This is a genomic window from Amycolatopsis sp. NPDC004625, assembly GCF_040609695.1.
In the GTDB taxonomy this organism is placed as follows: domain Bacteria; phylum Actinomycetota; class Actinomycetes; order Mycobacteriales; family Pseudonocardiaceae; genus Amycolatopsis.
On record NZ_JBEXKX010000013.1, the window covers coordinates 154,782 to 166,934 of the forward strand.

Genomic DNA, 12,153 nt, shown 5'->3' on the forward strand with positions numbered 1-12,153 from the left:
CCCCACCAGGGCGCGTGCTCACGGTTTCACTCGCAAGGTCGCTCACAAAAACCTTCCCCTTCCCGCCGAAACGATGCTAACCCCCGCATCCGAGACGCCCGGTTCCGGGTGTGCGCGTTACTCCGAATGCCTGCCCCGGACGTCCGTCGGGTCTTCCCCTTCGGACAGCGCCTCCCACAGCTCGGCGTCCGGGTCGCGCACCTTCTTCCGGGTGGCCGGGGCCGCGTACTTCGTGCCGAGGCGCGCCGCCCGGCCGGCGCCCTTGACGGCGACCAACCCGCCGGCGGCGACGAGAATTCCCCCGAGCACGGCCAGGCCGCGGCCGAGCAGCATCTGGGTCACCGGCAGCCCGTCGGCGTAGCCGGAGAACCGGACCCCGGCGACGCCGGTCCAGACCGCCGCCACCCCGGCCAGCGCCAGCACCACGCCGAGCACGCGCCGCGCCCAGCCGCCGGTGGCCACGACCCCGGCCACGCCGGCCAGCGCGAGCAGGGCCAGCGGCACCAGCGCGGTCGCCTGCTGCTCGCCGGACTCGCGGTACAGGACCGTGCCGCGGACGCCGCCGTCGCGGAACTCGGCGAACCAGGTCAGCCGTGACGCACCCCACAGCGCGGCCGCGCCGAGCAGCAGCGCGACCACGATCATCCACAGTGGACGCCTCGACGCCGTCCCCGCCGCGTCGGCCGCGTCGGCAGCGTCGGCCGTCGGGGAGGCGGCGCCCGGCGCGTCAGACATGAGCGGCGTCCGCGGCCGGGTCGAGGGCCCCCGCCGCCACCATGGTCTGGGCCGCGGCCACCGCCGAGAGCACGGTCCGGGCCTTGTTCAGCGATTCGGTGTCCTCGTAGTCCGGCACCGAGTCGGCGACCACCCCGCCGCCGGCCTGGACGTGCGCGATGCCGTCCTTGACCAGCGCGGTGCGGATCGCGATCGCGGTGTCGGCGTCGCCGGCGAAGTCGAGGTAGCCGACGACCCCGCCGTACAGCGCGCGGCGGACCGGCTCCAGCTCCTCGATCAGCTGCATCGCGCGGACTTTCGGGGCGCCCGAGAGCGTCCCGGCCGGGAAGCACGCGGTGACGGCGTCGAAGGCCGTCTTGCCCTCGGCCAGCTCGCCGGTGACGGTCGACACGATGTGCATGACGTGGCTGTAGCGCTCGATCTGGAAGAAGTCGACCACGCGCACGGTGCCCGGCTTGCAGACCTTGCCGAGGTCGTTGCGGCCGAGGTCGACGAGCATCAGGTGCTCGGCGCGTTCCTTCTCGTCGGCGAGGAGGTCCTTGGCCAGCTGGGCGTCCTCTTCGGGGTCGGCGCCGCGCCAGCGCGTGCCCGCGATCGGGTGCGTGGTCGCGCGGCCGTCCCGCACGGTGACCAGCGATTCGGGGCTGGAGCCGACGATGTCGAAGCCCTCCAGCCGCAGCAGGTACATGTACGGGCTCGGGTTGGACGTCCGGAGCACGCGGTAGATGTCGAGCGCGTCGGCCGCGGTCGGGATCTCGAAGCGTTGCGACGGCACGATCTGGAACGCTTCGCCGGCCTTGATGGCCTCGACGGCCTTCTCGACCGCGGCGTGGAAGTCCGCCTTGGTCCGCTTCCGGGTGAATTCCGGGGCGGGCCGGTCGAACGCGGCGACGGTGGCGGGCGCGGGCACCTGCAGCTGCTCGGTCATCGCGCCCAGCCGGGCGACGGCGTCGTCGTAGGCCGCGTCCACGCGCTCGGGCGAGTCGTCCCAGTTGACGGCGTTCGCGATGAGCGTGACCGTGCCCTCGTGGTGGTCGAACGCGGCGAGGTCGGTGGCCAGGAGCATGGTCAGCTCGGGGATGTCGAGGTCGCGTTCGGCCAGCTCCGGCAGCCGTTCCAGCCAGCGCACGGCGTCGTAGCCGATGTAGCCGACCATGCCGCCGGTCAGCGGGGGCAGGCCGGGCAGCGGCTCGGTGTGCAGGGCCTCGATCGTCTCGCGCAGGACGTTCAGCGGGGTGCCCTCGGACGGCAGGCCGACCGGCGGGGTGCCGGTCCAGACCGCTTCGCCGTCGCGGACGGTGAGCGCGGCCGGGCTGCGGACCCCGATGAACGACCAGCGGGTCCAGGACGCGCCGTTCTCGGCGGACTCGAACAGGAACGTGCCGGGCCGGTCGGCGGCGAGCTTGCGGTACACCCCGATCGGCGTCTCGCCGTCGGCGAGGACCCGGCGCACGACCGGGATCACGCGGCGGCTCTCGGCGAGGACGCGGAAGTCCTCGCGGGACGGGCTGACCATGCCGGGACCGGCGGATGCGCTGACCATGGACCTCATTGTGCCGCTTGCGCGGAGCACGGCGGGCGCCGGGGCCGGAATTCAATGGATGTTGAATTCGTGGTGGCCATCGGTCATGATGGAGTGCGTGAGCACCGAGACTAACGCCCGCCGCCGCGGCCGGCGCCCCGCCGGCCAGGACACGCGCACCGCGCTGGTCGAAGCCGCGCGGGCCGTGTTCGCCGAGAACGGCTACGACGGTGCGACCGTGCGCGCGATCGCCACCCGCGCCGGCGTCGACGCGGCGATGGTCAACCACTGGTTCGGCAGCAAGGAGGGCCTGTTCGCCCAGGCCGTGCTCGAGCTGCCGTTCGACCCGATGGAACTGCAGGAGGCGCTGCGCAACGGCCCCGACGACGAGCTGGGCGAACGGATCGTCCGCACGTTCATCACCCGCTGGGACAGCGCGGGCGGCGGCCAGTTCGTGGCGCTGATCCGCAGCGTCACCGGCCACGAGCAGGCCGGCCACGTGCTGCGCGACTTCTTCCAGCGGTTCTTCAGCGCGCTGATCTCCTCGATCGGCTCGGACCGCACCGCGCTGCGGATGAACCTGTGCGCCACCCAGATGGTGGGGCTCGGCATGGTCCGGTACGTGGCGAAGTTCGAGCCGCTCGCGAACGAGGACGTCGAGGTCCTGGTGCGCGCGATCGCGCCGAACCTGCAGCGCTACCTCACCGGCGACATCGGCTGAAGCCGCGTCACCGCCGTCCCCCGCCTTCGGTGCGCTTGGCCGTCGCGACCGCCGGGACCACGTAGGGGCCGGGACGGCTCGGGCCGTTCGGGAAGAGGACGACCATGTGCCGTCCCCAGCCGCCCACCCAGGCGAGCCGGTCGGTGAAGATCGCCAGCGCCTTCGCGCCGTGCGTCGAGGGCACGGCCCGCAGCCTGATCCCGGTGCCCTCGCGGTAACGGACGTGGATCTCCGGCTGCGGCCGCCTCAGCCCGCCGCGGGTGGTGGTGAAGACCGGCACGATGTCGACCGTGGCGTTCCGCCAGCCGGTGGCCGCGACCGCGCGGGCCCGGCCCCGCCAGCCCAGCGCGGCCACGGCGGCGACCGCCGTCCCGAACGCGCCGGCCACCGCCAGGACGTAGCCGAGGTTCACGAAGAACTCGTCCTCGTTCGCCTCTTCCGTGGTGCGCACGCGGTCCGGGTCGGCCGGGTCGAAGACCACGGTGACGTGCTCGCCGACGAGGTAGGAGTCCTTCGGGTCGCGGACGATCTCCGCGGTCCGCGAGCCGTAGCGCACCTCGAACGTCAGCCGGCCCCGGTTCGCAGGCTGCACCGAAACCACCTCGCCGGTGGTCCGGGTGCCGGTCGCGAGGAGGTCGTCGGCGGCCCGGTCGAGCAGGACCAGATCCGCGGCCCCGGCCCCGGCCAGCGCCACCCAGACGAGGACGAGCGCCGCCGCGCGCCGAGCGACCCGGCGCAGCCGCCGGGTTTCGGCCGGGAAGTCGATCCGGCGGTCGTGGTCGTGCCGGGTGGGCGGCGGCAGCCAGCTCTCGAAACCGCCGAAGGGATCCATCAGCGGAGCTTAGAACCGCTTGCGCGGCCGAGGTACGGCGAGGAACGGCACAGGAAAGCGGGGCAACCGAAGGAAATCCACGGGCGTACGAGGGAGCAGGCTCAGGATCCCGGCAGCCACCGGAAGGTTTCGGCGCGCACGCCGAACAGCACCGCCTTGTCGCGCACGGGCGGCTTCGGCAGGACGAGCACCACCATCGCCGCCGGCCCTTCGCCGGCCACCAGGGCAGGCAGCCCCGGCAGCTCCGAAAGCGCCTGCACCGCGTGGCCGCCTTCCACCGGCCGGAGGTCGATGCGGCTGCCGTCCGAAAACCGCACGGCGACGGTGCCCGGCAGCCTCCTCGACGCCACTGCGCCGAGCGTCACCGTTGCGGTGCGCCAGCCCGTCCGCCGGGCGGCGAGCACCTGCCGGTGCCGGACGAACGCCCCGTAGCCGGGGATCCCGGTCAGGACCAGCGCCGCCGCCGCGGGCACCGTGAGCCCGGCGAACAGCCAGGCCGCGGCGACCAGCAGGCCCGGCACGGTGGCGAACACCGCCCGCGCGAACCTCGCCCGGAGCAGCGCCGCGCCCCGGGCCGCCCCGTCCGGCTCACCCGGTTCCCGCGGCGGCAGCCAATCGGGCACCTACCGCGCGATCAGCAGCGCGACGAGCGCCAGCGCACCGGGGAGCACCTGGACGAACAGGATCCGCTTGCTGGCCGTCGCGGCGCCGTAGAGACCCGCGACGATCACGCAGACGAGGCCGTACAGCTGCAGCTGGAACTGGCCCGCGACCAGGCCCCACACCAGCGCGAGGGCCAGGAAGCCGTTGTACAGCCCCTGGTTCGCCGCGAGGGTCTTGCTCGCCTCCGCGAACTCCTCGGTGGTGCCGAACGCGGCGCGGGCGCGGGGTGTCGTCCAGAGGAACATCTCCAGGACGACGATGTAGACGTGGATCAGGGCGACGAGCCCGACCAGGATGTCGGCGACGATGGTCACGCGTGCTCTTTCTCATCGGCCAGGAGGAGGCGCTCCTCGGTGTCGAAGCAGGTGTGCGTGCCGGTGTGACAGGCCGGGCCGGTCTGGTCGACGCGCAGCAGGACCGTATCGCCGTCGCAGTCGATCCGCACCTCGCGGACGTGCTGGTAGTGCCCGGACGTCTCGCCCTTGACCCACAGCTTCTGCCGGCTGCGCGACCAGTACGTCCCGCGGCGGGTGGCGAGCGTCGCGGCGAGGGCGTCGTCGTTCATCCAGGCCATCATCAGCACGTCCGAAGTGGCGTGCTCGACGACGACCGCGGCGATCAGGCCGTCGGCGTTGCGCTTGAGGCGCGCCGAGACGGCCGCGTCCAGGGTCATGCTTCGGCTCCCAGGATGTGCCGCTTGAGCGGCATCGAGTTCAGCAGGACGAACGCGTAGCCGTAGCCCGCGAAGGACAGGCCGGAGAACAGCTTGACCCACCACAGCTCGGCGGCGAGCAGCAGGAACGCGTGCAGCAGCGCGAAGACGACGGAGACGACCAGGCCGCCGATCCGCGCGCTGCCGTGCTTCAGGACGAGCCCGGTGGTCACGACGCCGCCGAGGATCAGCGCGAGCGCGGGCATCCGGTAGATCTCCAGGCCCGACCCGGCGCCGAGCACCTGGATCAGGTCGAGCAGCGCCCACGCGACCGGCAGCCCGACGAGCAGGAGAGCGGTGACTTTCACCTCGACGGGTGCCTGCCAGGACTTCACCGGACCTCGACCCCGCCTTCGCGCAGCGCGGTCTTGACGTCCCCGATCTTCAGCTGTCCGAAGTGGAACACGCTGGCGGCGAGCACGGCGTCGGCCCCGGTCCGCACGGCGGGCAGGAAGTGCCCGACCGCGCCGGCCCCGCCGCTGGCGATCACCGGGACCCGCACGGCCTTGCGGACGAGCTCGATGAGCTCGAGGTCGAAGCCGTTCTTGGTGCCGTCGGCGTCCATGGAGTTCAGCAGGATCTCCCCGACGCCGAGTTCCTCCCCGCGCGCGGCCCATTCGACGGCGTCGATCCCGGTCCCCCGGCGGCCGCCGTGGGTGGTGACCTCGAACCCGGAGGCGGTCGGCTCGCCGCCCTCGGGCACCCGCCGGGCGTCGACGGAGAGCACGATGCACTGGGCGCCGAACCGCCTCGACGCCTCGCTGAGGAATTCGGGCCGCGCGATGGCGGCGGTGTTGATGCTGACCTTGTCGGCCCCGGTCCGCAGCAGCCGGTTGACGTCGTCGTTGGAGCGCACGCCGCCGCCGACGGTGAGCGGGATGAAGACCTGCTCGGCGGTCCGCCGGACGACGTCGTAGGTGGTCTCGCGATCCCCGGAAGACGCGGTGACGTCGAGGAAGGTGAGCTCGTCGGCACCCTCGGCGTCGTAGCGCCGGGCCAGCTCGACAGGGTCACCGGCGTCGCGGAGGCCGGCGAAGTTGACACCCTTCACGACCCGGCCCGCGTCGACGTCGAGACAGGGGATCACCCGCACCGCGACAGACATGCCCACCAGCGTAGTCAAGGGGGTCGGGACCACCGCCGATGGCGCCTCGATCCGGCATCCCGCGTTCACGTCCCGGTCATCCGATTCGTCTACTTTCCGCCCGTGCGCAGACTCCTCCCGGTGGCCGTCGCCGCCCTCGCCCTCCTCGCCGCCGCGCCCGCCTCCGCCGCGCCGCGCGATCCCGCGCCCGTCTCGCAGACCCAGGCCTTCACCGGGGACGCCGACGCCGACGACCCCGCGATCTGGGTGCACCCGCGGGATCCCGAGCGCAGCGTCGTGGTCGGCACGCTGAAGGAAGGCGGGCTCGCCGCCTTCGACCTCTCCGCGCGGACCCTGCAGCTGGTCCCCGCCGGGCCGGGCGGGCGGTTCAACAACGTCGACGTCGTCGGCGATCTCGCCGTCGTCAGCGACCGGGGGCGGGACCGGATCCGCGTCTACCGGATCGACCCCGCGGGCTCGGGCGCCGGGGCGCACGTGCTCCGCGACGTCACCGACCCCGCCGCCGCGCCGGTGTTCTCCGCGTCGGAGTCCGAAGTGGACGAGCAGCGGACCGCCTACGGCCTGGCCGCGGCCCGCGACCCGCGCACCGGGGTCCGCTGGGTGGCCGTGACGCGGCGGCACGAGACGCGCGTCGCGCTGCTGCGGCTCGCCGACCGGCCGGACGGCACGGTCGGCACCGCGCCGGTCGCCACCGTCGACCTGCCGTCGCGGTTCCGCCTGCCGGACGGCTCGTCGTGGTCGCCGTGCGAGGAGCCCGGCGAAGGACCGCAGCTGGAAGGCTCGGTGATCGACGGCCGCGTGCTCTACACCGCCCAGGAGGACGTCGGGATCTGGCGGATCCCGCTCACCTCGGCCGGCTTCGGGCGGCCCGAGCTGATCGACCGCGTCCGCTCGTTCGGCGTCCCGCAGCGCTGGGACGCCACCACGGAGGAGTGCGTCCCGGACGGCCCCGACCCGGGCTTCGGCGGCCGGTGGCTGACCGCCGACGCGGAGGGCCTGGCCGTGGCGGACGGCACGCTGTTCGCGTCCAGCCAGGGCGACTCGCGGTTCGTCGTGTACCGAAAGCATGTCCGTGACCTGCGGATCGTCGCCGGCCGCGGGACGGACTCGGTCGAGCACTCCGACGGCTCGGCGATCTCCACGGCGTACCTGGGCCGCCGCTTCCCGCACGGCCTGCTGGTCGTCCACGACGGCGAGCGGCACCCCTCACCCGGGGACGAACCGGCCACCGGCTTCGCCTTCGTCCGGCTCGAAGACGTCCTCCCGCGATAAAACTTTTCGCCGCCGTGCATCAGCGCGGTCCTCTCGTGCGTCCCTGGGGTGAGGAGAAGGGACGCGTGTGAGCTTCGAAGAGTTCGTGGCGGAGCGGCTGGACGGGCTGCTCCGCTACGCCACCGTCCTGACGAACGACCCGCACCTGGCGCAGGACATCGTCCAGGACGTGCTGCTGCGCGCCCAGCAGCGCTGGGACGGCATCGCCGCCCCGCCGACGTACGTGCGGCGGATGGTCACCAACGAGTACCTGTCGTGGCGGCGGCGGGCCGTGCGGCGGATGGTGCCGAGCAGCCACGACGTCCTCGACGCGCTCAGCCCGCCGCAGGCCGATCCGGCCGCCGCGTGGGACGAGCGGGACGCCATGCTCGGCCTGCTCGCCACGCTGCCGCGCAAGCAGCGCGCGGCGGTCGTGCTGCGGTACTACGAGAGCTACTCCGACGCCGAGATCGCCGCGGTCCTGCGCTGCGGGGTCTCCACCGTGCGCAGCCAGATTTCGCGGGCCCTGGCCACCCTGCGCCAGGCCCCGCACCCGACGTCCATCCCCACCGGAGTCCCCGAATGACGCGCAGCGAGCACGACACCGAGACGCTGATCCGGGAGAGCCTGGACCGCCTCGCCGCCCGCGCGCCGGACGGCCACGCGGTGCGTGACGCCCTCGCGCGCGCCGGGCGCCGCCGGCGGCCCGCGACCCGGCTGGCCCTGGTCGCCGCCGCGGTGGTGCTGGTGGTCGTCGGCGTCGTCGCGGGCACGCAGCTGCTGACCCGGCCGGACCTGGAGCCGGCCGCGAGCCGTCCGGTGCTCGCGTTCGGCCCGGAGTGGCTGCCGGACGGCTTCACCGAGCAGTACCGCGAAGGCGGACCCGGGATCACCCCGCAGGTGCGGCGGTGGTTCGCCGGGCCGGCCTCCATCACGCTGCAGACGTACTCGACCGCCGACCCGGAGTGGTCGCAGACCGCGCTGAAGATCGCGGCGATCAAGGACCAGGTGCTGGTGCGCGGCCGGGTCGCGATGGTCACCGGCGGCGGCGACGCAGCGCAGCTGACCTGGCTGGCCGACGACGAGCACGTGCTGGTCGCGGCGCTCACCGGCGTCCCAGACGCCCGTGCGGTCGCCGAGCGGGTCGCCGGCGCGGTCGCCGCCGAGCCGGTCGGCGTCCGCGGCGAGCTGCGGTTCGGGCCGCTCCCGGGCGGGCTGGCCGAGCGGTCGGCCGCGGTGCGGGGCACCGGGCCCGCCGACGCGGCCACCGTGCTGACCGCGGCCGACCCGGCCCGGCCGTCGGCCGCCGCGGTGTCGGTCACCGCCGGCCCGGCATCCCCCGGGGTGAGCGGCGCGGCCTCCGTGACCGTCCGCGGCGGCGAGGGTTTCTTCGTGCCGCCGGTGAACGGGCGGGACGCGACGGTCGCGGTCCGGCTGCCGTCGGGGCGGTGGCTGACCGTGTCGGGTTCGCGGCCGGAGGCCGAGCTGATCGCCGTCGCGAACGGCGTCCAGCTCGACCCGGCACCCGACTACCGCTGGCTCGGGCGGCCTACCAGTTGACCATCGGGAACCAGATGTACCCGAGCCGGCCGAGCACCCGGACGTCCCAGTAGAGCAGCGTGAACGTGCCGCCGACGAGCAGCGCGGCGCCGGTCACGGTGGCGATCCGGGCCGGTTTCGCGGCCAGCCAGCGCTGCACGCGCCCGCCGGTGGCGTAGGTGAGGACGAGGAACAGCACGGCCATCACGACGATGTTGCCGAGCGACTGCAGCGCGAACGCGGCGGCGCCGTAGAGCACGTTGTGCTGCTCGGCGGCGCTGCGGAACATGATCCGGAACAGCGGGTACGGCCGTCCGATGAGGAACCCGCCGATGAGCGCGCCCATCAGGACCAGCGGCGCGGCGGGGTGGCGGCGGGTGAAGCTCTCGAAGGGGTTGCCGACGATGCCGAGCGCGATCAGGCCCATCACCAGGAAGACCAGGCCGACGACGCCGAAGGCGATCATGGACTGGATGCTGCGCGGCGACAGCCCGGTGGTCTGGGCGGTGGAGAACTGCGGCATCCGCGTGCCGACGATCGCCACGATGACGCCGTAGACGATCGACACGGTGAGCATGCCCGCGGCGATCCAGCCGAGCGGCTTGACCGGGTTCCGCCGCTCCCCCGCCTGGTCCCCGACGAGCGGGGCGACCGCCCCGAAGGCGGCGATGTTGCAGGCGGTGAAGGACCCGGCGAGGCCGGAGACGAACGCGAAGAGCGTCCCGGCGACGACACCGCTGATCGGGGTGGCCTTGGCGTCGTAGCCGAGCAGGCCGTTCGCGACGCTGTCCCCGATCACGGAGTCGACGAACGGTGCCGACCAGATCGCCGTGAGCACGAACCCGGCCAGCACCGCGGCGACGGCGACGGCCGCCCGCCGCGCGGGATACGGCCCGGCGCCGAAGAAGCCGGCTTGCGGGTGAGCCGGTAGTTGCTGTTTGACCGCCATCAACGCCTCCCAGTGAGCGGATGATCCAGCCCAAGAAGCGTTGCAGACGTAGGTGTTGAAACGCTTCGGCCGGGCGTGTGCGGTTTTGGCTCCGAAAGGCGTAGGCGGTTCTCACGGGCGCGTCCGGCTACGGTGGGCGCATGACTTCCGAGACCGACCGGCTCGCCGCCGAGCGCTACGTCGTCCTGACCACGTTCCGGCGCGACGGGCGGGCCGTGCCGACGCCGATCTGGGTCGCCGGGGACGATGGGGAGCTCGTCTTCTGGTCGGAGCGGAAGGCGGGCAAGGTCAAGCGCATCCGCAACGGCGGCCGCGTCGAAGTCCAGGCGTGCGACCTGCGCGGGCAGAAGACGCACGGCGCGAAGGCGTCCGGGGAGGCCCGGCTGCTCGACGCCGCGGACACCGAGCGGGTCCGGCGGGCGATCGCGCGCAAGTACGGCATCGTCGGCCGCGTCACGATGTTCTTCTCGAAGCTGCGCGGCCCGGCGGACCGGACCGTCGGGATCGCCGTCAAGCTGGCCGGCTGAAGCTGCGGAAGCCGCGCCGCAGGTAGTTGGGCAGCGCGTTCGGGTGATCGAGGGTCGAGGTGTGCAGCCACACGCGCCGGGTGCCGGGCAGCGCCCACGCGTCGGCGACGACGAGGGTGAGCGCGTACCCGCCGAGCCCCTTCCCGACGAACGCCGGCACCAGCCCGAAGGTGGTGATCTCGACGACGCCGCCGGGCTGCGGCTCGAAATCCGCGGCGCCGGCGACTTCGCCGCGGTATTCGACCAGCCGGTACTGCCGGCCCGGTTCGGCGAGCCAGCGATCCCAGTCTTCGTCGCCGCGGGCGACGCTCGGCCACCGGTACGGCGTGCCGATCAGGACGTGCAGCTCGCGGATCAGCGGCCCCGGCGGGACGGCGCGCACCGCGACCCCGTCGACGGCCGGAGCGGGGTTGAGCTGATCGGCGGCGGTCATTTCGAGCTGGGTGACGATCTCCTCCACCCGCGGCAACCTACGACTCCGGGGGACCGCTGTCAGCCCCTTTTCCCCCCTCAAGCGGCGGCGGCCCGCAGGGCGGCGGCCAGCGCGGCCGAGTCGTGGTCCGGGCCGCAGCCGTCCACCAGGATCAGGTCACCCGGGATGTGGTCCGCGCGCATCCGCAGGATCTCGCGGTAGGCGGGCGAGTCGTACCACTCGCGCGCCGCGGCGAGGCTCGGGAACTCGATGACCACCAGGGCGCCCGGCCACTCCCCTTCCCGCACCTCCACCTGCGCGCCGTGCACGAGGAACTTGCCGCCGTACGGGTCCAGCGTCACCTGGATCCGTTCCATGTACTCGAAAACCTCCTCCGACAGCACGGCGGGCGGGCGGAGGTGGGCGACTCCGTAGGCGGTCATGGCGTGTTCCTTTCGTTGTCCTGAAAGGAATCTTCGCGGACCGGGGGAACGGAGTCGATTACGCCGGAGGTAATGCCGGCTGCCCGGCCAGCAGCCGCTCCACCAGTGCCGTGACGAGGTCGCGCCGCTGCTCGCCGGTGAACAGGTCCGGCAGGGTCAGCCGTTCCACGATCAGCCAGTTCAGCGCGAGCCACAGCAGCACGACCGTGGTCCCGTCCCCGGGCAGCCCGGCCTTCTCGTGGTAGCCGACGTTGAACTCGACGTCCGCCCGGATGCGCCGGGTGAGCACGTCCCGCAGCTCGGGCCGCCGGGTGGCTTCCAGCCGCAGTTCCAGCAGGGCCAGGAAGCCGGTCGGGAAGGCGGCGACGCGGTCGACGAGCGCGTGCATCAGCTCGGTGACGCGGGCGGCGTCCCGTGGCCCGTCCAGGCCACCGGCGAGGACGGCGTCGTCGACGAGCCGTTCGTAGACCCGCTCCCCCGCGTGCCGGAGGATTTCGTCGCGGCTGGCGAAGTAGTTGGACGCCGTGCCGACCGGGACGCCGGCCCGCTGGTCGACCGCCCGGAAGGTGAGCCCGCGGGCGCCGTCCTCGGCCAGGACTTCGATCGAGGCGTCGAGCAGAGCCGCCCGCCGCTCGGGGTTGCGTCGCACCATGACCACTCCCGCCACTCGGACTACCGCAGCGAAAGTACTACAGCCGGAGTGGACCCCGGCCAGTCGGCGGATCCAGGCCGTCCTGGCCTG

Annotated in this window: 17 protein-coding genes; 5 read left to right on the forward strand and 12 right to left on the reverse strand. The window is 73.3% G+C overall.

The window, feature by feature from the left end:
• Window positions 1–117 precede the first annotated feature (117 nt).
• Window positions 118–645: a Trp biosynthesis-associated membrane protein gene (locus ABZW17_RS17415; protein ID WP_354814581.1), complete on the reverse strand. Its 528-nt coding sequence runs from the start codon at window positions 643–645 to the stop codon at window positions 118–120.
• 82 nt (window positions 646–727) lie between these two features.
• A complete protein-coding gene (locus ABZW17_RS17420) occupies window positions 728–2,278 on the reverse strand; it encodes an anthranilate synthase component I (protein WP_354814444.1) in 1,551 nt (516 codons plus the stop codon).
• 85 nt (window positions 2,279–2,363) lie between these two features.
• Between ABZW17_RS17420 and ABZW17_RS17425 the strand changes: the two genes are divergently transcribed.
• Window positions 2,364–2,978, forward strand: a complete 615-nt coding sequence (locus tag ABZW17_RS17425; RefSeq protein WP_354814446.1) for a TetR family transcriptional regulator — start codon at window positions 2,364–2,366, stop codon at window positions 2,976–2,978.
• A 7-nt stretch (window positions 2,979–2,985) separates the two neighbouring features.
• Here ABZW17_RS17425 and ABZW17_RS17430 read toward each other — a convergent pair whose 3' ends face one another.
• The 6 genes from ABZW17_RS17430 to hisF all read right to left on the reverse strand — a co-directional run bounded on the left by ABZW17_RS17430 (window position 2,986) and on the right by hisF (window position 6,290).
• Window positions 2,986–3,810, reverse strand: a complete 825-nt coding sequence (locus ABZW17_RS17430; RefSeq protein WP_354814448.1) for a DUF3592 domain-containing protein — start codon at window positions 3,808–3,810, stop codon at window positions 2,986–2,988.
• 101 nt (window positions 3,811–3,911) lie between these two features.
• Complete coding sequence (locus ABZW17_RS17435; RefSeq protein ID WP_354814450.1) at window positions 3,912–4,433, reverse strand: hypothetical protein; 522 nt, start codon at window positions 4,431–4,433, stop codon at window positions 3,912–3,914.
• Entirely contained in the window at window positions 4,434–4,787 is a 354-nt protein-coding gene (locus tag ABZW17_RS17440) for a DUF1304 domain-containing protein (RefSeq protein WP_354814452.1), read from the reverse strand.
• The gene (gene hisI, locus ABZW17_RS17445) at window positions 4,784–5,146 is read right to left on the reverse strand and encodes a phosphoribosyl-AMP cyclohydrolase (RefSeq protein ID WP_086841627.1); all 363 of its coding nucleotides are present in this window, start codon (window positions 5,144–5,146) and stop codon (window positions 4,784–4,786) included. Before hisI ends, ABZW17_RS17440 begins: the two co-directional genes overlap by 4 nt.
• Window positions 5,143–5,520 (reverse strand): hypothetical protein, encoded by a 378-nt coding sequence (locus tag ABZW17_RS17450; RefSeq protein WP_354814454.1) that lies wholly within the window; start codon window positions 5,518–5,520, stop codon window positions 5,143–5,145. Before ABZW17_RS17450 ends, hisI begins: the two co-directional genes overlap by 4 nt.
• Window positions 5,517–6,290, reverse strand: a complete 774-nt coding sequence (gene hisF, locus ABZW17_RS17455; protein WP_354814456.1) for an imidazole glycerol phosphate synthase subunit HisF — start codon at window positions 6,288–6,290, stop codon at window positions 5,517–5,519. Before hisF ends, ABZW17_RS17450 begins: the two co-directional genes overlap by 4 nt.
• Window positions 6,291–6,410: 120 nt before the next feature.
• Between hisF and ABZW17_RS17460 the strand changes: the two genes are divergently transcribed.
• The 3 genes from ABZW17_RS17460 (at window position 6,411) to ABZW17_RS17470 (ending at window position 9,101) form a co-directional block, all read left to right on the forward strand.
• Complete coding sequence (locus ABZW17_RS17460) at window positions 6,411–7,562, forward strand: phytase (protein ID WP_354814583.1); 1,152 nt, start codon at window positions 6,411–6,413, stop codon at window positions 7,560–7,562.
• A gap of 67 nt (window positions 7,563–7,629) precedes the next feature.
• Window positions 7,630–8,127, forward strand: a complete 498-nt coding sequence (locus tag ABZW17_RS17465; protein WP_354814458.1) for a SigE family RNA polymerase sigma factor — start codon at window positions 7,630–7,632, stop codon at window positions 8,125–8,127.
• Window positions 8,124–9,101, forward strand: a complete 978-nt coding sequence (locus ABZW17_RS17470) for a hypothetical protein (protein ID WP_354814460.1) — start codon at window positions 8,124–8,126, stop codon at window positions 9,099–9,101. Before ABZW17_RS17465 ends, ABZW17_RS17470 begins: the two co-directional genes overlap by 4 nt.
• On the opposite strand, the gene ABZW17_RS17475 is transcribed toward ABZW17_RS17470, so the two are convergent.
• Window positions 9,091–10,029 carry a hypothetical protein gene (locus tag ABZW17_RS17475; protein ID WP_354814461.1) on the reverse strand — a complete coding sequence of 313 codons (939 nt, stop codon included), beginning with the start codon at window positions 10,027–10,029 and terminating at the stop codon, window positions 9,091–9,093. The two genes, ABZW17_RS17470 and ABZW17_RS17475, sit on opposite strands and share 11 nt — an antisense overlap.
• Window positions 10,030–10,169: 140 nt before the next feature.
• On the opposite strand from ABZW17_RS17475, the gene ABZW17_RS17480 reads away from it, so the two are divergent.
• Window positions 10,170–10,556 (forward strand): PPOX class F420-dependent oxidoreductase, encoded by a 387-nt coding sequence (locus ABZW17_RS17480; RefSeq protein ID WP_354814462.1) that lies wholly within the window; start codon window positions 10,170–10,172, stop codon window positions 10,554–10,556.
• On the opposite strand, the gene ABZW17_RS17485 is transcribed toward ABZW17_RS17480, so the two are convergent.
• Genes ABZW17_RS17485 through ABZW17_RS17495 form a run of 3 tightly spaced genes read right to left on the reverse strand, consistent with a single transcriptional unit; the run spans window position 10,540 to window position 12,063 of the window.
• A complete protein-coding gene (locus ABZW17_RS17485) occupies window positions 10,540–11,016 on the reverse strand; it encodes a GNAT family N-acetyltransferase (RefSeq protein ID WP_354814464.1) in 477 nt (158 codons plus the stop codon). The two genes, ABZW17_RS17480 and ABZW17_RS17485, sit on opposite strands and share 17 nt — an antisense overlap.
• A 50-nt stretch (window positions 11,017–11,066) precedes the next feature.
• A complete protein-coding gene (locus ABZW17_RS17490) occupies window positions 11,067–11,411 on the reverse strand; it encodes a DUF1330 domain-containing protein (protein WP_354814466.1) in 345 nt (114 codons plus the stop codon).
• A 58-nt stretch (window positions 11,412–11,469) separates the two neighbouring features.
• On the reverse strand, window positions 11,470–12,063 hold the full coding sequence (locus ABZW17_RS17495) for a TetR family transcriptional regulator (RefSeq protein WP_354814468.1): 594 nt from the start codon (window positions 12,061–12,063) through the stop codon (window positions 11,470–11,472).
• Between the last annotated feature and the right edge of the window lie 90 nt (window positions 12,064–12,153).

What these genes read in the sequence shown, in the direction of transcription:
- ABZW17_RS17430 (WP_354814448.1), bottom strand. Translation starts at nt 3,810, where the DNA reads ATGGATCCCTTCGGCGGTTTCGAGAGCTGGCTGCCGCCGCCCACCCGG.
- ABZW17_RS17495 (WP_354814468.1), bottom strand. Translation starts at nt 12,063, where the DNA reads ATGGTGCGACGCAACCCCGAGCGGCGGGCGGCTCTGCTCGACGCCTCG.
- ABZW17_RS17480 (WP_354814462.1), top strand. Translation starts at nt 10,170, where the DNA reads ATGACTTCCGAGACCGACCGGCTCGCCGCCGAGCGCTACGTCGTCCTG.
- ABZW17_RS17415 (WP_354814581.1), bottom strand. Translation starts at nt 645, where the DNA reads ATGATCGTGGTCGCGCTGCTGCTCGGCGCGGCCGCGCTGTGGGGTGCG.
- ABZW17_RS17490 (WP_354814466.1), bottom strand. Translation starts at nt 11,411, where the DNA reads ATGACCGCCTACGGAGTCGCCCACCTCCGCCCGCCCGCCGTGCTGTCG.
- hisF (WP_354814456.1), bottom strand. Translation starts at nt 6,290, where the DNA reads ATGTCTGTCGCGGTGCGGGTGATCCCCTGTCTCGACGTCGACGCGGGC.
- ABZW17_RS17420 (WP_354814444.1), bottom strand. Translation starts at nt 2,278, where the DNA reads ATGGTCAGCGCATCCGCCGGTCCCGGCATGGTCAGCCCGTCCCGCGAG.
- ABZW17_RS17470 (WP_354814460.1), top strand. Translation starts at nt 8,124, where the DNA reads ATGACGCGCAGCGAGCACGACACCGAGACGCTGATCCGGGAGAGCCTG.
- ABZW17_RS17425 (WP_354814446.1), top strand. Translation starts at nt 2,364, where the DNA reads ATGATGGAGTGCGTGAGCACCGAGACTAACGCCCGCCGCCGCGGCCGG.
- ABZW17_RS17475 (WP_354814461.1), bottom strand. Translation starts at nt 10,029, where the DNA reads ATGGCGGTCAAACAGCAACTACCGGCTCACCCGCAAGCCGGCTTCTTC.
- hisI (WP_086841627.1), bottom strand. Translation starts at nt 5,146, where the DNA reads ATGACCCTGGACGCGGCCGTCTCGGCGCGCCTCAAGCGCAACGCCGAC.